Annotated in this window: 19 protein-coding genes and 1 other RNA gene; 16 read left to right on the top strand and 4 right to left on the bottom strand. The window is 58.7% G+C overall.

Translation table 11 applies throughout. The features are described 5' to 3' along the window. Positions 1-164: 164 nt before the first annotated feature. The 7 genes from rplM (at position 165) to CKW15_RS25240 (ending at position 5048) form a co-directional block, all read left to right on the top strand. Positions 165-593: a 50S ribosomal protein L13 gene (rplM, locus tag CKW15_RS25270; protein ID WP_007917032.1), complete on the top strand. Its 429-nt coding sequence runs from the start codon at positions 165-167 to the stop codon at positions 591-593. A 14-nt stretch (positions 594-607) separates the two neighbouring features. Beyond that, positions 608-1000 carry a 30S ribosomal protein S9 gene (rpsI, locus tag CKW15_RS25265; protein ID WP_008080273.1) on the top strand — a complete coding sequence of 131 codons (393 nt, stop codon included), beginning with the start codon at positions 608-610 and terminating at the stop codon, positions 998-1000. 268 nt (positions 1001-1268) lie between these two features. Next, positions 1269-1862, top strand: a complete 594-nt coding sequence (petA, locus tag CKW15_RS25260; RefSeq protein WP_095152879.1) for a ubiquinol-cytochrome c reductase iron-sulfur subunit — start codon at positions 1269-1271, stop codon at positions 1860-1862. Further along, entirely contained in the window at positions 1862-3073 is a 1212-nt protein-coding gene (locus CKW15_RS25255; RefSeq protein ID WP_095056956.1) for a cytochrome bc complex cytochrome b subunit, read from the top strand. Before petA ends, CKW15_RS25255 begins: the two co-directional genes overlap by 1 nt. Next, complete coding sequence (locus CKW15_RS25250; RefSeq protein ID WP_095056957.1) at positions 3073-3855, top strand: cytochrome c1; 783 nt, start codon at positions 3073-3075, stop codon at positions 3853-3855. Before CKW15_RS25255 ends, CKW15_RS25250 begins: the two co-directional genes overlap by 1 nt. A 145-nt stretch (positions 3856-4000) precedes the next feature. Next, on the top strand, positions 4001-4618 hold the full coding sequence (locus CKW15_RS25245; RefSeq protein WP_007939828.1) for a glutathione S-transferase N-terminal domain-containing protein: 618 nt from the start codon (positions 4001-4003) through the stop codon (positions 4616-4618). Between the two features lie 16 nt (positions 4619-4634). Next, the gene (locus CKW15_RS25240; protein ID WP_095056958.1) at positions 4635-5048 is read left to right on the top strand and encodes a ClpXP protease specificity-enhancing factor; all 414 of its coding nucleotides are present in this window, start codon (positions 4635-4637) and stop codon (positions 5046-5048) included. 118 nt (positions 5049-5166) lie between these two features. On the opposite strand, the gene CKW15_RS25235 is transcribed toward CKW15_RS25240, so the two are convergent. The 4 genes from CKW15_RS25235 to CKW15_RS25220 form a co-directional block, all read right to left on the bottom strand. Further along, on the bottom strand, positions 5167-5745 hold the full coding sequence (locus tag CKW15_RS25235; protein ID WP_095056959.1) for a BON domain-containing protein: 579 nt from the start codon (positions 5743-5745) through the stop codon (positions 5167-5169). After that, the gene (locus CKW15_RS25230; protein WP_007904374.1) at positions 5742-6335 is read right to left on the bottom strand and encodes a phosphoheptose isomerase; all 594 of its coding nucleotides are present in this window, start codon (positions 6333-6335) and stop codon (positions 5742-5744) included. Before CKW15_RS25230 ends, CKW15_RS25235 begins: the two co-directional genes overlap by 4 nt. A gap of 104 nt (positions 6336-6439) precedes the next feature. Then, complete coding sequence (locus CKW15_RS25225) at positions 6440-6802, bottom strand: YraN family protein (RefSeq protein WP_095056960.1); 363 nt, start codon at positions 6800-6802, stop codon at positions 6440-6442. Next, positions 6802-8613: a penicillin-binding protein activator gene (locus tag CKW15_RS25220; protein ID WP_095056961.1), complete on the bottom strand. Its 1812-nt coding sequence runs from the start codon at positions 8611-8613 to the stop codon at positions 6802-6804. The genes CKW15_RS25225 and CKW15_RS25220 overlap by 1 nt, the downstream gene beginning before the upstream one ends. A 155-nt stretch (positions 8614-8768) precedes the next feature. On the opposite strand from CKW15_RS25220, the gene rsmI reads away from it, so the two are divergent. From rsmI to mraY, 9 genes are all read left to right on the top strand, one after another. Beyond that, positions 8769-9674 (top strand): 16S rRNA (cytidine(1402)-2'-O)-methyltransferase, encoded by a 906-nt coding sequence (rsmI, locus tag CKW15_RS25215; protein WP_177408775.1) that lies wholly within the window; start codon positions 8769-8771, stop codon positions 9672-9674. 75 nt (positions 9675-9749) lie between these two features. Next, an RNA gene (rnpB, locus tag CKW15_RS25210) (RNase P RNA component class A) lies at positions 9750-10103 on the top strand. A gap of 355 nt (positions 10104-10458) precedes the next feature. Beyond that, the gene (gene mraZ, locus CKW15_RS25205; protein ID WP_007917012.1) at positions 10459-10914 is read left to right on the top strand and encodes a division/cell wall cluster transcriptional repressor MraZ; all 456 of its coding nucleotides are present in this window, start codon (positions 10459-10461) and stop codon (positions 10912-10914) included. Beyond that, a complete protein-coding gene (rsmH, locus tag CKW15_RS25200; protein WP_371856322.1) occupies positions 10911-11858 on the top strand; it encodes a 16S rRNA (cytosine(1402)-N(4))-methyltransferase RsmH in 948 nt (315 codons plus the stop codon). The genes mraZ and rsmH overlap by 4 nt, the downstream gene beginning before the upstream one ends. Continuing rightward, a complete protein-coding gene (gene ftsL / locus CKW15_RS25195; protein ID WP_095056963.1) occupies positions 11855-12148 on the top strand; it encodes a cell division protein FtsL in 294 nt (97 codons plus the stop codon). Before rsmH ends, ftsL begins: the two co-directional genes overlap by 4 nt. Then, positions 12148-13887, top strand: a complete 1740-nt coding sequence (locus CKW15_RS25190; RefSeq protein ID WP_177408779.1) for a penicillin-binding protein 2 — start codon at positions 12148-12150, stop codon at positions 13885-13887. The genes ftsL and CKW15_RS25190 overlap by 1 nt, the downstream gene beginning before the upstream one ends. Beyond that, a complete protein-coding gene (locus CKW15_RS25185) occupies positions 13887-15350 on the top strand; it encodes a UDP-N-acetylmuramoyl-L-alanyl-D-glutamate--2,6-diaminopimelate ligase (RefSeq protein ID WP_095056965.1) in 1464 nt (487 codons plus the stop codon). Before CKW15_RS25190 ends, CKW15_RS25185 begins: the two co-directional genes overlap by 1 nt. Next, positions 15343-16710 (top strand): UDP-N-acetylmuramoyl-tripeptide--D-alanyl-D-alanine ligase, encoded by a 1368-nt coding sequence (gene murF, locus CKW15_RS25180; RefSeq protein ID WP_095056966.1) that lies wholly within the window; start codon positions 15343-15345, stop codon positions 16708-16710. The genes CKW15_RS25185 and murF overlap by 8 nt, the downstream gene beginning before the upstream one ends. Continuing rightward, the gene (mraY, locus tag CKW15_RS25175) at positions 16710-17792 is read left to right on the top strand and encodes a phospho-N-acetylmuramoyl-pentapeptide-transferase (protein WP_090286123.1); all 1083 of its coding nucleotides are present in this window, start codon (positions 16710-16712) and stop codon (positions 17790-17792) included. The genes murF and mraY overlap by 1 nt, the downstream gene beginning before the upstream one ends. Position 17793: the final 1 nt, after the last annotated feature.

The following is a 17793-nucleotide window of genomic DNA, read 5'->3' as shown; positions in this document are numbered from 1 at the left end:
AGTGGAAGTGATGCGCCGCCGCCGAAGAATCTTGCCGTTGAACGGACGCGCCGACCCGAGCCCCCGAAAGCGTCTGTATCCGGCTGCCTTTGACTTGTCAAAGTACGCACTATTCAGTAAGATCCGCCGTCTAATTTACAGGGCGGCCCCTGAGGCTATAAAGAATGAAAACTTTTACTGCTAAACCGGAAACAGTAAAGCGCGACTGGTTTGTCGTCGACGCTGCTGGTCAGACCCTGGGTCGTCTGGCCACCGAAATCGCGAGCCGTCTGCGTGGCAAGCACAAGCCTGAGTACACTCCTCACGTTGACACCGGCGACTACATCGTCGTTATCAATGCTGAGCAGATTCGTGTTACCGGTGCTAAAACCACTGACAAAATGTACTACTCCCACTCCGGTTTCCCGGGCGGCATCAAGTCGATCAACTTTGAAAAGCTGATCGCTAAAGCCCCTGAGCGCGTGATCGAGACCGCGGTTAAAGGCATGCTGCCTAAAAACCCACTGGGTCGCGACATGTATCGTAAGCTGAAAGTCTATGCGGGCGCTGCTCACCCTCATACTGCTCAGCAGCCCCAAGAACTGAAGTTTTAACGGAATAGTTCATTATGTCGGCGACTCAAAATTACGGCACTGGCCGTCGCAAGACCGCAACCGCACGCGTTTTCCTGCGTCCGGGTACTGGTAACATCTCCATCAACAACCGTTCGCTGGAAAATTTCTTCGGCCGTGAAACTGCCCGCATGGTAGTTCGTCAGCCGCTGGAATTGACTGAGACTGTCGAGAAATTCGACATCTACGTCACCGTGATCGGCGGTGGTGTAAGTGGTCAAGCTGGCGCAATCCGCCACGGTATCACTCGCGCTCTGATGGATTACGACGAGACTCTGCGCGGTGCTCTGCGTAAAGCTGGCTTCGTAACCCGCGATGCTCGTGAAGTTGAACGTAAGAAAGTCGGTCTGCGTAAAGCGCGTAAGCGTCCGCAGTACTCGAAGCGTTAATTCGCTTTCACGTTCAAAAAAGAACGCCCAGTTTCCTCGCGGAGCTGGGCGTTTTTTTATGTGTGCGATTTATCAAAGAATTGCGCTGTGACAACTTGCCACATCCGCAGACGCCCTATACTACAAGGCTTGGGGGTGATGGGCTCCGGTAATTACCTTGTCAGAATTGGGGCTTTTCATTACCATTCGGCAAAATTTTTATAAGTACATAGTTTTACTTAGTAGATGCCTGATTTAACAGGCCACAAAGCTGATGGGAGAGGACTGAATGAGCAATGACGGCGTGAATACAGGCCGGCGTCGCTTCTTGGTAGCAGCCACATCCGTGGTGGGTGCTGCAGGAGCGGTGGGGGCTGCGGTCCCGTTCGTGGGGTCATGGTTTCCCAGTGCCAAGGCGAAAGCCGCAGGTGCACCGGTGAAAGTGAATGTCAGCAAAATCGAGCCAGGCCAGCAGATGATTGCTGAGTGGCGCGGTCAGCCGGTGTTCATCGTCCGCCGTACTGAGGAAATCCTGGGGAATCTGAAAAAGATCGAGGGCCAGTTGTCTGACCCGGCCTCCAAGAACTCGACACAACCTACCTATGTTGATCCGGAAACACGTTCGATCAAGCCCGAGGTTCTGCTGCTGATTGGTATCTGCACGCACCTGGGTTGTTCGCCGACATTCCGTCCTGAAGTGGCACCTGCTGATCTGGGCAAAGACTGGGTGGGCGGTTATTTCTGTCCTTGCCACGGTTCCCATTACGATCTGGCTGGCCGCGTCTACAAGTCGCAACCTGCGCCTTTGAACCTGCCAGTTCCCCCGCATTCCTATGAGACCGATGACATCATTGTCGTTGGCGTCGATACGGAGAAAGCGTGATGAGCAAGTTCATGGATTGGGTTGATGCGCGCTTTCCCGCCACCAAGATGTGGGAAGACCATCTCAGCAAGTATTACGCTCCGAAGAACTTCAACTTCTTCTACTTCTTTGGCTCCCTGGCGCTGCTCGTTCTGGTCAACCAGATCGTTACCGGTGTCTGGCTGACCATGAGCTACACCCCGTCGGCGGAAGAAGCCTTTGCTTCCGTCGAATACATCATGCGCGACGTCGAGTACGGCTCGATCCTGCGTCTGCTGCACTCCACCGGCGCTTCGGCGTTCTTCATCGTGGTTTATCTGCACATGTTCCGTGGCTTGCTCTACGGCTCGTACCAGAAGCCGCGTGAGCTGGTGTGGGTCTTCGGCATGCTGATCTACCTGGCGCTGATGGCTGAAGCGTTCATGGGCTACCTGCTGCCGTGGGGTCAGATGTCCTACTGGGGTGCCCAGGTGATCATCTCGCTGTTCGGTGCGATCCCGGTCATCGGCGACGACCTGACCCAGTGGATCCGTGGTGACTACCTGATTTCCGGTATCACCCTGAACCGCTTCTTCGCCTTGCATGTGGTTGCCTTGCCGATCGTGATTCTAGGTCTGGTGGTATTGCACATCCTGGCGCTGCACGAAGTCGGTTCGAACAACCCCGACGGCGTGGACATCAAGAAACACAAAGACGAAAACGGTATCCCGCTGGACGGCATCGCCTTCCATCCGTACTACACCGTGAAAGATATCGTCGGCGTGGTGGTGTTCCTGTTCATCTTCTGTTCGATCGTGTTCTTCTTCCCCGAGATGGGCGGCTACTTCCTCGAGAAGCCGAACTTTGAAGTGGCGAACGCCTTCAAGACCCCAGAGCACATTGCTCCGGTCTGGTACTTCACGCCGTTCTACGCGATTCTGCGGGCGGTTCCGGACAAGCTCCTGGGTGTTATCGCCATGGGCGCGGCCATCGCGGTGCTGTTCGTCCTGCCGTGGCTCGATCGTAGCCCCGTCAAGTCGATGCGCTACAAGGGCTGGATGAGCAAGATCTGGCTGTGGGTGTTCTGCATCTCGTTCGTGATCCTGGGTGTGCTGGGTGTTCTGGCGCCAACTCCGGGCCGTACGTTGCTGTCGCAGGTATGTACTTTCCTGTACTTCGCCTACTTCATTCTGATGCCGTTCTACACCAGGCTTGAGAAGACCAAACCGGTTCCGGAAAGGGTGACTGGCTGATGAAAAAGCTATTTGCTGTATTGATGCTTGCTGCGCTGCCAGTGTTCGCTTTCGCTGCTGAACACGGTGGCCCTGCGCTGGAAAAAGTCGACATCGACGTTTCCGATAAAGCGGCCATGCAAGATGGCGCGCGTACGTTCGCCAACTACTGCATGGGCTGCCATAGCGCCAAATTCCAGCGTTACGAGCGTGTTGCCGACGACTTGGGCATTCCCCATGAATTGATGCTGGAGAAGCTGGTCTTCACCGGCGCCAAGATTGGCGATCACATGAACATCGGCATGCAGCCGGCGGACGCCAAGGCCTGGTTTGGCGCGGCTCCACCGGACTTGACGCTGGTCGCACGTGTTCGTGGCACTGACTGGCTCTACGGTTACCTGAAGTCGTTCTACGAAGACCCGTCGCGCCCTTGGGGTGTGAACAACAAGGTCTTCCCGAACGTGGGCATGCCTAACGTCCTGGTCGGCCTGCAAGGTCGTCAGGTTGTCGGTTGCAAACAGGTTCAGATCGTTGAAGACGGCAAGAAGCAATATGATCCGTTGACGGGTACGCCGCTGACTCATGAAGCGTGCGATCAACTGACCATCGTGCCGAAAAGCGGTGCTTTGACCGAAGAGCAGTTCGATGAGAAGGTCAAGAATCTGGTAACCTTCCTGGCTTACTCGGCTAACCCGGTTAAGCTGCAGCATCAGCGCATTGGTACATATGTATTGCTGTACCTGGCGTTCTTCTTCGTATTCGCTTATCTGCTCAAGCGCGAATACTGGAAAGACGTGCACTGATAACGTTTCAAGCAATTGCTGTTAATCGCGCGCGCCCAAGGGCGCCTTCGAGTAGCGAACTGGTGATCCAGACGTTACGGGAGGCGCCCTCTGGGCGCGCTCGTTTTTCCGCTTCCGATAATTTCTACAAGCGAGGAGGACCGCCATGGGCGTGACCAATCGGTTGGCCTGTTACTCCGACCCCGCCGACCACTATTCCCACCGAGTGCGCATCGTACTGGCAGAGAAGGGTGTCAGCGCAGAGATCATTTATGTGGAGGCCGGCCGCCAACCACCTAAACTGATCGAAGTGAACCCCTACGGCAGCTTGCCCACCCTGGTCGATCGTGACCTGGCGTTGTGGGAATCGACCGTGGTGATGGAATATCTGGATGAGCGTTACCCGCACCCGCCGCTTCTGCCGGTTTATCCTGTGGCGCGTGCCAATAGCCGTCTGCTGATTCATCGCATTCAGCGTGACTGGTGTGGTCTGGTGGATCTGATTCTGGATTCGCGGACCAAGGAAGCGGCCCGTGTCGTGGCTCGTAAAGAGTTGCGCGAAAGCCTGACGGGCGTGTCGCCGTTGTTCGCCGACAAACCGTTTTTCCTCAGTGAGGAACAAAGTCTGGTGGATTGCTGCCTATTGCCCATACTCTGGCGTTTGCCGATTCTGGGTATTGAACTGCCGCGGCCGGCCAAGCCGCTGCTTGATTACATGGAGCGCCAGTTTGCGCGTGAGGCTTTCCAGGCGAGTCTGTCTGGTGTCGAACGCGACATGCGCTAAGGCTTAAGGAGCCGCTATGAACTCCAGTCGACCTTATCTGGTCCGTGCGCTCTACGAGTGGATTGTGGATAACGATTGCACCCCGCACATGCTGGTCAATTCCGAGTACCCGTCGGTGCAGGTGCCGCAGGGTTTTGCCAGTGACGGGCAGATCGTCCTGAACGTATCGCCACAAGCTGTGCGCCATTTGCATATGGACAACGAGGCCGTGAGCTTCGAAGGTCGTTTCGGTGGCGTGCCGCACACCTTGTTTGTGCCTATAGCTTCGATCCTGGGCATTTATGCTCGGGAGAATGGCCAGGGTATGGTGTTCGATCTGGAATCGCCTATGGGGGAGGACGACGACATTGAGCCGGATGACGACATTCCACCTCCTGACAGCGAGCCGCCGCGTCCCAGCGGTCGTCCTAGTTTGAAGGTGGTGAAGTAATAAAAAAGGCGATCCGAATGGATCGCCTTTTTTATTGCTTGTAGGAGCTGCCGAAGGCTGCGATTTTTTTCAGGATCAAAAGATCGCAGCCTGTGGCAGCTCCTATATAGCGTGCGGGTCAGTCGATGTATTCGAACAGCTTCACGATCTTCTGCACGCCGGAAACGCCTTGAACCAGATTGGTTGCCTGTGTGGCCTCCTGTTTGGTCAGCAGGCCCAGCAGGTAGACAATGCCGTTTTCAGTCACGACCTTGATGCGTGATCCGGGGATGTTCGGATCGGTGAGCATCTGCGCTTTGATCTTGGTGGTCAGCCAGGTGTCATTCTGGCGTGCCAGCAGTGAAGAGGGCGCCAGTACTTGTAGTTCGTTGTGAACCTTCTTTACGCGCTGAACCGCTGCTGCAGCCTGTTCGGCCTTGGCCTTGAGGTCTTCTCGCGGCGTTTGCCCGGCGAGCAGTACGACGCCGTTAAAGCTGGTGACAACGATGTGCGAGTCTTTATCCAGGGCTGGATCAACCTTGGCAATGTTTACGCCGACCTTGGTGTCGATCAGGGAATCGTCGATCTTGCTGCCCAGTGTGCGAGTGCCACGGTCATCTTCAATCGGCGCTTCACGGCTGGCTGTCACCACCGAGGTGCAGCCGCTGATGCCGAGGCACAGGGTCAAGGCCAGTAGGCCAAGGCGATTAGGGGTCATTCTTCACTCCCGAACAATTGGCTGTCGATCAAGTCGCATAGGCAGTGGATCGCCAGCAGGTGGACTTCCTGGATACGAGCGGTGACGTTGGCCGGTACGCGAATCTCTACGTCCTCGGGCAACAGCAGTGACGCCATGCCGCCACCGTCACGACCCGTCAAAGCTACGACAATCATTTCGCGATCATGTGCGGCCTGGATCGCTTGAATTATGTTTGCCGAGTTGCCGCTGGTGGAAATCGCCAGCAATACGTCACCCGGTTGGCCGAGTGCGCGGATCTGCTTGGAGAAGATTTCGTTGTAGCTGTAGTCGTTGGCGATCGAAGTGATTGTCGAGCTGTCGGTCGTCAGGGCGATGGCTGGCAGGCTCGGGCGCTCACGCTCAAAGCGATTGAGCAGCTCGGACGAGAAATGCTGGGCATCGCCGGCAGAGCCGCCGTTGCCGCAGGAAAGCATTTTGCCTTCGTTGAGCAGGGCATTGACCATGACCTGGCTGGCTTGCTCGATGTGCGGTGCAAGTACGTCCATCGCCTGTTGCTTGGTGTCGATACTGGCCTGGAAAAGCTGGCGAATTCGGGATTGCATGTCCATCTGTGTGACCTTAATTAGCGCGGCTGTTCGGCACGTGAATGTGCAGCCCGCAAAGCAAAGAGCAAAAGTGTCGGGTGAAGGTGTCCGGTCTGGAGTGCATGCGATCAGCCATCGAAGGCGTTCTGCAGCCAGTTCAACTGATCGAGGTTGCTGTCTATGGCAACCACGTCAAAGCGGCAGGGGGAATTGGCCCAGCGCGACTCGCGCTGAAGAAAATACTGTGCGGCGAAGATCAGTTTCTGCTGTTTGCGCCCATCGATACTGTCGAGCGCGCCACCCCATTGAGTGTTTTTTCTGTAGCGGACCTCAACGAATACTACTGTATCGCCATCTAGCATGACCAGATCAAGCTCGCCGCGTTTACACAACCAGTTCTGCGCCAACAGGCGCAGACCTTGTTGTTGAAGATGCTCGAGCGCATGGCGCTCGGCATCTTTTCCGCTTTGCTGGCGTGATCTGTCGGGCATCAGCGAGGGGTGTCCGGCAGGCGTTGAACCTGACCGTTGACGAACTCGGCCCATGGCAGCTGGCGTACGACACGCTGGCTCTGTGTCATGCCCAGGCTACCCGACTGGCCTTCGATGCGGCTGTCCGGCAGGGCCTTCAGTTGACCCAGGCGTGGCGCCAGGCGATAGGCATCAACGCCCATGGCGTAGAGGCGGCCGAGGCTGCCACCCGCTTGCGGCCATTGAGCCGTGACCTGGCGGCGCAGTGGATCATTGGCATCGAGCAACCATGGGGTCTCGCAGAAGCGGATGCCGTTCATGTCGTTGTACTGGTTCACATCGCCGCTGGCGCTGAAGACGTGGGAGGTGGCGTAAACCGGAACGTCACCTGCGTACTGGAAGTTCAGGGTCGGCTTGATCTGTTGAGCCTGTTGCGGCGTGGCCGCCAGGAAGATGAACTCGATGTCCTGACGGCGCGACGGCTGGGCGGCAACCTGCGATCCAACGGTACTTTGCAGGCTCTTGGCGCGGCCTTCGCTCTGGCGTAGCTGGAACATGTCGGCGATCTGTTGGGCCAATTGCACGGGCTGGTCGACGCGCTCGATGGCGACGATGCTGCCGCCATTGGCTTGCCAGTCCTGGCTGAATGCCTTCAATACGCGATCGCCCCACTCACCTTTCGGCACCATGATGGCGGCGCGATGCAGGCCGTCGGCGCGTGCGCGGCGCGACACTTCGCGGGCTTCATCTTCAGCGGCAAGACCAAACTGGAACAACTGCGCCGGACCTTGATCGCCCTCGCTGTAATTCAGCGCCAGGGTAGTGATCGGCAATTGCGGGCGGGTGCTGAGTTGTTTGACCAGCGGCTTCTCCAGTGGGCCAACGATCAGTTGCACGCCATCGGCCTGGGCCTTGCGGTAGAGCTCGTCCATGGAGGTCAGGTGCGAGCTGTCATAAAACTCGATGGCTGGCGGCTTCTGTCCGGCCTGTTGAGCCTGGTAGTGAGCGGCCATGAAGCCGTCACGCAAGGCCTTGCCGACCGAAGCCAGCGGGCCGTCCTGTGGCAGCAACAGGGCGATTTTGCTCAGAGGCTGGCTGGCCAGTTCCTTGAGCTTGGTCAGGGCGACTGGCAACTGAACAGCGGCCGGGTGTTTCGGGTTCTGGGCGCGCCAGTTGTCGATAGCGGCTTGCTGTTGTTCCAGAGTGCCGGCGGTTTTCACGGCCAGGGCCAGGGCCATCCAGCCACCGAGGTCGTCGGTGCTGTTGGGCTGCAACTGGTCGGTTGGCAGCGAAGCGATCAACGTCCAGATGGCTTCATGGTTTTTTGCGGCCGCTTCATCGCTCAGCATCGGAGCGATAGCAATGCGTTCCCGTGCGGCGGCGAGGGTCTGTCCATCGGCTTCAAGCGCGCGGGCACGAACGGTGCCGGTGCGCACTTGTTGCTCCTCCGGCAGTTCGCCCAGGCGTTGCAGGCTCGGATGGCTCAAGGCCGTCAGCGCGGCTTTCGGCTGGTTGCGGGTCATGGCCAGTTCGGCTGCCAGTGTGTTGGCGAAAACCTGTGGGCCGGGTTTGAGCGATTCGACGGGAACCTGTTGCAGGATTTGCGCGGACTGGCCGGCATTGCCCTGGCGATAAGCCAGGTCCGCTGCGCTCAGCCGCAACAGGGCAGCGTCTTCAGGCGATTTACTTTGGGCGGCCTTCTCAAGCAGTTGCTCGATACTGGCGTCCGGGGTCCGTGGAAGTTCGCCAAGGCTGGAGGAGGGCGAGCTGGCGCAAGCCGCCAGCAAGGCAGCGAGGCAGAGGGCAGATAACAGCCGCAGGCAAGCGATCATGTAAGTGTTCCTGATACTCGATCAAATTAGCGTGGAATTGTACCCAAGCACTGGCCGGGGCGCGATGTTACTGGCGTGAATCAATCAATTTAGCTGCTGTAAATGTAGCGGCAGTGCACAAACGGTCGCAAAAGCCATGGTCGCTACGCGCTACAATGGCGACTTTTACCGATCATGAGGTGTGCGCTTTGACTGCTCCAGGTGCTTTGAATTCCGCTGCTGGCTCGCTTTACGTGGTGGCGACGCCCATCGGCAACCTGGATGACATCAGTGCGCGGGCGCTGAAAATCCTGCGCGAGGTGGCATTGATTGCCGCCGAAGACACCCGTCACTCTCAGCGCCTGATGCAACATTTCGGTATCTCGACGCCGCTGGCGGCCTGTCATGAGCATAACGAACGAGAAGAAGGTAGTCGCTTTATTACCCGTCTGCTCGCCGGCGATAATGTGGCATTGATTTCCGATGCCGGGACGCCGCTGATTTCCGACCCCGGCTACCACTTGGTACGCCAGGCGCGTGCGGCGGGCATCAATGTAGTGCCGGTGCCGGGGGCCTGCGCCTTGATTGCCGCGTTGTCGGCGGCGGGGCTGCCATCCGATCGCTTCATCTTCGAGGGTTTCCTGCCGGCCAAGGCGGTGGGTCGACGGGCGCGACTGGAGCTCGTCAAGGAAGAGCCGCGCACGCTGATCTTCTATGAAGCGCCACATCGCATTCTCGAGTGCTTGCAGGACATGGAGCTGGTATTCGGTGCTGAGCGCCCGGCATTGCTGGGGCGTGAACTGACCAAGACCTTCGAAACCCTCAAGGGCTTGCCGTTGGGCGAGTTGCGTGAGTTCGTCGAGTCGGACAGCAATCAGCAGCGGGGTGAATGTGTGGTGTTGGTGGCGGGCTGGACGGCGCCCGAGTCGGAAGACTCGGTGAGCAGTGAAGCGATGCGCATCCTCAATCTGTTGCTCGAAGAAATGCCGCTCAAGCGCGCGGCGGCTTTGGCGGCGCAAATTACCGGCGAGCGCAAGAATGTTCTGTATCAAGTCGCGCTGGATAAGCAGAAGGGTGAGTAAAACCCGACGCACAGGCGTGGTTAAAGGTGTTTAGCGCTTGTTCTTCGGGCGCTCTGCCGTTAACCTTCGCGGCGGAGAGTCGATCGGACAGTCGCTGCCCTCTATGAAAATTAGGGGGGGGAGGAAAGTCCGGGCTCCATAGGGCGAAGTGCCAGGTAATGCCTGGGAGGCGTGAGCCTACGGAAAGTGCCACAGAAAATAACCGCCTAAGCGCTTCGGCGCCGGTAAGGGTGAAAAGGTGCGGTAAGAGCGCACCGCACGACTGGCAACAGTTCGTGGCTAGGTAAACCCCACTTGGAGCAAGACCAAATAGGGTCCCAAGGCGTGGCCCGCGCTGGGACCGGGTAGGTTGCTAAAGATGTCCAGTGATGGCCATCGTAGACGAATGACTGTTCAAGACAGAACCCGGCTTACAGATCGACTCTCCACCTTTTTTCTCCCTCTGCTTAAATCAATGAGCAGAGTGTCGGTGATGGCAATTCCCCTCCTTTCACAATCGTCCGCAGATCCTCATTCGTAATACCAAAAAAATCTTACTCTTAATAAATTACTTTAACTTCCGAACGCAGCCTTCTGTGCTGATTCAAGTTATTGGGCCGATTCACCTGCCAGATTTTCGTTACCCCTCCTTTTATGCTCCTAAATCTCAGTTCTGTAAGGCTTTTCCTTTGATCCGCGCCTTGACGGTGTGGTGGGCGCATTCCTATAGTGTGCGCAAGTGGCGGAAAGTGGCATAAAGTGGGTTTTTTAAACTCAAAACGCTAGAATTTGGAGAAACGCTGACGTGTTTCGTGGAGCCAACGCTATCAGTCTCGATGCAAAGGGCCGACTCGCTATGCCGAGCCGGTACCGTGACGAGCTCGATTCGCGTAGTTCCGGTCAGTTGATTGTCACGATTGATGCCGTTGATCCATGTTTGTGTGTTTACCCACTCGACGAGTGGGAAATTATTGAAACCAAACTGCGCGCACTGCCTTCGCTTCGCGAAGAGAACCGCCGCCTGCAACGCTTACTGATTGGTAATGCCGTCGACCTCGAGCTCGATGGCAGTGGTCGTTTTCTGGTTCCGCCGCGTCTTCGTGAATATGCCAAGTTGGATAAGCGCGCGATGTTGGTAGGCCAACTGAACAAGTTCCAATTGTGGGACGAGGATGCCTGGAATGCGGTTTCTGCTGCTGACCTGGCTGCTATTCAACAACCGGGCGCTATGCCTGATGAACTGCGTGATTTGATCCTGTGACTATTGATAGCGGCTTTAACCACATCACCGTACTGCTTGACGAAGCCGTCGAGGCTCTCGCCGTACGCCCTGATGGCTGCTATCTGGATGGCACGTTCGGGCGCGGCGGGCACAGTCGGTTGATCCTCAGCCAGCTCGGCGCCGAGGGTCGGTTGCTCGGATTCGATAAAGATCCTCAAGCGATTGCCACCGGGCAGACGCTAGCGGCCGAAGACGGCCGCTTTGTCGTTGTACAGCGCAGTTTTGCCGAGCTCGGTGCCGAAGTCGCTGCGCGTGGGTTGCATGGCAAGGTCAGCGGTATTCTGCTCGACCTCGGCGTGTCTTCCCCGCAACTCGACGATCCTGAACGCGGCTTCAGTTTCCTGAATGACGGCCCGCTGGACATGCGCATGGACCCGTCCCGCGGGATCAGCGCCGCCGAATTCGTCAACACCGCACCGGCGGAAGAAATTGCCCGGGTGTTCAAGGAGTACGGCGAAGAGCGTTTCTCCGGTCGCATGGCTCGAGCCGTGGCCGAGCGTCGCGACATCAAACCGTTCGAGCGCACCGCTGATCTGGCGGAAGTCCTGAAAGTCGCCAACCCGGCATGGGAAAAAGGCAAGAATCCGGCCACCCGCGCCTTCCAGGGTTTGCGTATTCACGTCAACAACGAACTGGGTGATCTGGAAACCGGCCTCGAAGCCGCGCTGGATTGCCTGGAAGTGGGCGGGCGCCTGGTGGTCATCAGCTTCCACTCGCTGGAAGACCGCATCGTCAAACTGTTCATGCGCAAACTGGTGAAAGGCGAAGCCGACAACCTGCCGCGCAACCTGCCGGTTCGACACGTAGCGTTCGAACCCAAAATCAAAGTCCATGGCAAAGCGCAGACGGCCTCCGACGCCGAACTCAAAGCCAACCCACGTTCCCGTAGCGCTGTCATGCGTGTGGCGGAGAAGCTGCGGTGAGTAAGCTTTTCGCCAAGCCACTGCCCGGCGGAAGCTTTTTCATGCTGCTGCTGTTTATCGGCGTGCTCGTGTCGGCCATCGGCGTGTCTTACAGCGCTCACTGGAATCGCCAGTTGCTGAACTCGCTGTACGGCGAGTTGAGCGTGCGTGACAAGGCGCAGGCCGAATGGGGCCGGTTGATTCTTGAACAGAGCACCTGGACGGCCCACAGTCGTATCGAAGTGCTGGCCACCGAACAACTGAAAATGCGCATTCCTGGCGCCGCCGAAGTGCAGATGGTGGCGCCATGATGAAACTCGAAGGCGCGCTCTTCCCGTGGCGGTTCCGTCTGGTACTGGGCTTGCTCGGCGTCATGGTGGCGGCGATTGCTTGGCGCATTATCGATTTGCAAGTGGTCGACCGTGCCTTCCTTAAAGGTCAGGGCGATGCGCGAAGTGTTCGTCATATTCCCATTCCGGCTCACCGTGGTCTGATCACCGACCGTAACGGCGAGCCTTTGGCCGTGAGTACACCGGTCACCACCCTGTGGGCCAATGCCAAGGAAATGCAGACGGCCAAAGAGAAGTGGCCGGCACTGGCATCTGCCTTGGGGCAGGACCCGAAAGCCCTGGCCGAACGTCTTGAAGCCCAGGCCAACAAAGAATTCATTTATCTGGTGCGCGGGCTGACGCCTGAGCAGGGTCAGGCTGTGCTTGATCTGAAAGTGCCGGGCGTTTATGGCATCGAAGAGTTCCGCCGTTTCTACCCGGCCGGTGAAGTCACCGCCCATATGGTCGGATTCACCGACATTGACGATCACGGTCGTGAAGGGGTCGAACTGGCCTATGAAGAATGGCTGGCCGGGGTCCCCGGCAAACGTCAGGTCATCAAGGACCGGCGCGGCCGGTTGATCAAGGATGTCCAGGTCACCAAAAACGCCAAGGCCGGTAAGCCCTTGGCGTTGTCCATTGACCTGCGTCTGCAATACCTGGCCAACCGCGAACTGCGCAACGCGATCATCGAGAACGGTGCCAAGGCCGGCAGCCTGGTGATCATGGACGTCAAGACCGGCGAGATCCTCGCCATGGTCAACCAGCCGACTTACAACCCCAACAACCGCCGCAACCTGCAACCGGCGATGATGCGCAACCGCGCGATGATCGACGTGTTCGAGCCGGGTTCGACCATGAAGGCGATCTCCATGAGCGCCGCGATCGAAAGCGGGCGCTGGAAGCCGACCGATACGGTTGAAGTTTATCCGGGCACTTTGCAGTTGGGTAAATACACCATTCGCGACGTATCGAAGACCGAAGGTCCGGTGCTCGACCTGACCGGCATTCTGATCAACTCCAGTAACGTCGGCATGAGTAAGATCGCCTTCGACATTGGCGGCGAAACCATTTACCGCCTGGCGCAGAAAGTCGGCCTCGGCCAGGACACCGGCCTGGGCTTCCCGGGTGAGCGCGTCGGCAACCTGCCGAACTACCGTGAGTGGCGCAAGGCCGAGACCGCCACGCTGTCTTATGGCTACGGTATTTCCGTGACAGCGATCCAGTTGGTCCATGCCTTCTCGGCCTTGGCCAACAACGGCCGTCTCGCACCACTGACACTGATCAAGACCGACAAAGCCCCGCAAACCACTCAGGTACTGCCGGAACACGTCGCGAAAACCATGCAGACCATGCTGCAACAAGTGATCGAAGCACCGCGTGGTGTATTCCGTGCGCAAGTGCCGGCCTATCACGTGGGCGGCAAGTCCGGTACGGCGCGTAAAACGTCGGTCGGCACCAAAGGCTACGCCGAAAATTCCTATCGCTCGCTGTTCGCCGGTTTCGGCCCGATGAGCGATCCGCGTTACGCCATCGTGGTGGTGATCGATGAACCGACCAAGGCCGGTTACTACGGTGGCCTGGTATCGGCGCCGGTGTTCAGCCGTGTGATGTCCGGCACCCTGCGCCTGATGAACGTCACGCCGGACAACCTGCCACCGACTCAACAAGCGAACGCAACGCCGGTCGTTCCACCGAAAGCCAATGGAGGGCGCGGCTGATGTCTTTAAGTCTGAACAAGATTTTCCCCCACGCAGGTCACGATCTGTTGATCCGTGAATTGGCGCTGGACAGCCGCAACGTACGCGCAGGGGACCTGTTCCTCGCGGTGCCGGGCGGCAAATTCGATGGTCGTGCACACATCGCCGATGCGCTTGCGCGCGGTGCGGCTGCGGTGGCTTATGAAGTGGAAGGCGCCACGGTGCTGCCGATCACTGAGGTGCCGCTGATTCCGGTCAAAGGTCTGGCGGCTCAGCTGTCGGACATCGCCGGGCGATTCTATGGTGAGCCAAGCCATCACCTGAACATGGTTGGCGTGACCGGCACCAACGGCAAGACCAGCGTCACTAACTTGGTCGCCCAGGCGCTGGACCTGCTCGGCCAGCACTGCGGCCTCGTCGGCACGTTGGGCTCCGGTTTTTACGGTGCCCTGGAAAGCGGTCTGCACACCACGCCGAATCCGATTGCCGTGCAAGCGACCCTGGCTGACCTGAAAAAGGCCGGCGCCAAAGCCGTCGCCATGGAAGTCTCCTCCCATGGTCTGGACCAGGGGCGCGTGACTGCCCTGGCGTTCGACGTGGCCGTGATGACTAACCTGTCTCGCGATCACCTGGATTACCACGGCACCATGCAGGCCTACGGCGAAGCCAAGGCCAAGCTGTTTACCTGGAACGATTTGAAATGCCGGGTGGTTAACCTGGATGACGAATTCGGTCGGCAACTCGCCGCTGACAAGCGTGAGTCGCGGTTGATCACCTATAGCCTCGAAGACTCCAGCGCCTACCTCTATTGCCGGACAGCGCAGTTTGACGACGAAGGCGTGCGTGCCACGCTGGTCACGCCTCAAGGTGAGCATCTGTTGCGCAGCGCCTTGCTGGGTCGCTTCAACCTGAGCAATGTGCTCGCGGCGGTGGGCGCGTTACTCGGCCTGGATTACGCGCTGGACGAAATTCTCAAGGTGTTGCCGAAACTCGAAGGCCCGGCCGGGCGCATGCAGCGCCTGGGCGGCGGTTCGCAGCCGTTGGTGGTGGTGGATTACGCCCACACGCCGGATGCGCTGGAGAAGGTGTTGCTGGCACTGCGCCCTCATGCCAAGGGCCGGTTGCTGTGCCTGTTCGGCTGTGGCGGCGACCGCGATCGCGGCAAGCGTCCGCTGATGGCCGAAGTGGTCGAGCGTCTGGCCGATGGCGTACTCGTCACCGATGACAATCCGCGTACTGAAGACCCGGCAGTGATTTTCGACGACATCCGTGCCGGTTTCACCGCTGTGGATAAGGTGACGTTCGTGGCTGGTCGTGGCCAGGCAATTGCGCAGTTGATCGCTGGCGCTTCGGCGGATGACGTGATCGTGCTGGCCGGCAAAGGTCATGAGGACTATCAGGAAATCAATGGCGAGCGTCACGCTTTCTCCGATCTGGTCGAGGCCGATCATGCCCTGACCGCGTGGGAGGTGGCCCATGCTTAAGGCCCTGAAATTGAGCGAACTGACCGGCGCACTGAATGCTCGCCTGGTCGGTAGCGATGCCAGCTTCGACGGCGTCAGCATCGACAGCCGTGCGATCAAGCCGGGTCAGCTGTTCATCGCGCTGACCGGCCCTCGCTTCGACGGTCATGACTATCTGAATGATGTCGCGGCCAAAGGCGCCGTGGCGGCATTGGTTGAGCGCGAAGTCGCCGACAGCACGCTGCCACAATTGCTGGTCGGGGACACCCGTGAGGCTTTGGGGCATCTCGGTGCGTTGAACCGCGCCGCGTTCACCCAGCCCGTCGCCGCCGTGACCGGTTCCAGCGGCAAGACCACGGTCAAGGAAATGCTGGCCAGCATCCTGCGTACGCGCGGTGCGGTACTGGCGACCCGTGGCAACCTGAACAACGACCTCGGCGTTCCGCTGACCTTGCTCGAGCTGGCGTCGGAGCACACCGCTGCCGTGATCGAACTGGGCGCTTCGCGCCTGGGCGAAATTGCCTACACCGTCGGCATGACCAAGCCGCACGTGGCCATTCTCAACAACGCCGGCACTGCCCATGTTGGCGAGTTCGGCGGTCCGGAAAAAATCGTCGAAGCCAAGGGCGAGATTATTGAAGGGCTGGATGCCGATGGCGTCGCCGTTCTCAATCTCGACGACAAGGCGTTTGGTATCTGGAAGGCGCGCGCCGGTGATCGCAAAGTGCTGACATTCGCGTTGAGCAATGTCAGCGCCGATTTCTACGCCAGTGATCTGGCCACGGATGCTCGCGGTTGCCCGTCATTCAACCTGCACAGCCCAGAAGGTGTGGAGCGTGTTCAACTGAACCTGCTCGGCACCCATAACGTCGCCAACGCCATGGCCGCCGCCGCCGCTGCCCATGCGTTGGGTGTATCGCTGTTCGGCATCGCCACCGGCCTTGGCGCGGTGCAACCGGTCAAGGGGCGAACCGTCGCGCAACTGGCCACCAATGGCATGCGCGTGATCGATGACACTTACAACGCGAACCCCACCTCGATGTGCGCCGCCGTTGATATACTCGCCGGCTTTTCCGGCCGCACCGTTCTGGTGCTCGGGGATATCGGCGAGTTGGGCGACTGGGCGGAGCAGGGGCACCGCGACGTGGGCGAGTACGCCCGTGGCAAGGTTTCTGCGCTGTACGCGGTCGGACCAATGATGGTTCACGCCGTCAACGCTTTCGGTCCACAGGCTTTTCACTTCAGCACTCAGGCTGAACTGATCAAGGCCCTGGGCGCCGAGCAAGATACAAACACCACCATTTTGATCAAGGGCTCGCGCAGCGCCGCGATGGAAAACATCGTTGCCGCTTTGTGCGGGACCAGCCTGGAGAAACATTAATGCTGCTGCTGCTAGCGGAGTATCTGCAACAGTTCTACAAAGGCTTCGCGGTCTTTCAGTACCTGACCCTGCGCGGGATTCTCGGTGTACTGACCGCGCTGGTTTTGTCGCTGTGCTATGGCCCGTGGATGATCCGCACTTTGCAGAACCGTCAGATCGGCCAGTCCGTTCGTAACGATGGCCCGCAATCGCACCTGTCGAAGTCGGGCACCCCGACCATGGGTGGCGCGCTGATCCTGTCGTCCATCGGTGTCAGCACCCTGCTGTGGGCAGACCTGAGCAACCGCTACGTCTGGGTTGTGTTGCTGGTGACCTTGCTGTTCGGCGCCATCGGCTGGGTCGATGACTATCGCAAGGTGATCGAGAAGAATTCCCGCGGCCTTCCGAGCCGCTGGAAGTATTTCTGGCAATCGGTGTTCGGCCTGGGCGCTGCGATCTTCCTTTATATGACCGCCTCCACGCCGGTTGAAACCACCCTGATCCTGCCGATGCTCAAGGACTACAGCATTCCGTTGGGTGCCGGTTTTATCGTCCTGACCTATTTCGTGATTGTCGGCTCGAGCAACGCGGTCAACCTGACCGACGGCCTCGACGGTCTGGCGATCATGCCGACCGTGATGGTCGGCGGTGGCCTGGGTATTTTCTGCTACCTGTCGGGTAACGTGAAATTCGCCGAATACCTGTTGATTCCTTATGTGCCGGGCGCGGGCGAGCTGATCGTGTTCTGCGGCGCACTGATTGGTGCGGGCCTGGGTTTCCTCTGGTTCAACACCTACCCGGCGCAAGTCTTCATGGGTGACGTTGGCGCACTGGCGCTGGGCGCGGCCCTGGGCACCATCGCCGTGATCGTCCGTCAGGAAATCGTCCTGTTCATCATGGGCGGCGTGTTCGTGATGGAGACCCTGTCAGTCGTCATTCAGGTTGCCTCCTTTAAGCTGACCGGTCGCCGTGTGTTCCGCATGGCACCGATTCACCACCACTTTGAACTCAAGGGCTGGCCTGAGCCGCGTGTGATCGTCCGTTTCTGGATCATCACCGTGATTCTCGTGCTGGTTGGCCTTGCCACCCTGAAGCTGAGGTAGA

The organism is Pseudomonas sp. Irchel s3b5 (genome assembly GCF_900187435.1).
Classification (GTDB): domain Bacteria; phylum Pseudomonadota; class Gammaproteobacteria; order Pseudomonadales; family Pseudomonadaceae; genus Aquipseudomonas.
The sequence above is the reverse complement of the archived record's forward strand: the minus strand, read 5'-3'. Positions and strand labels throughout refer to the sequence as shown.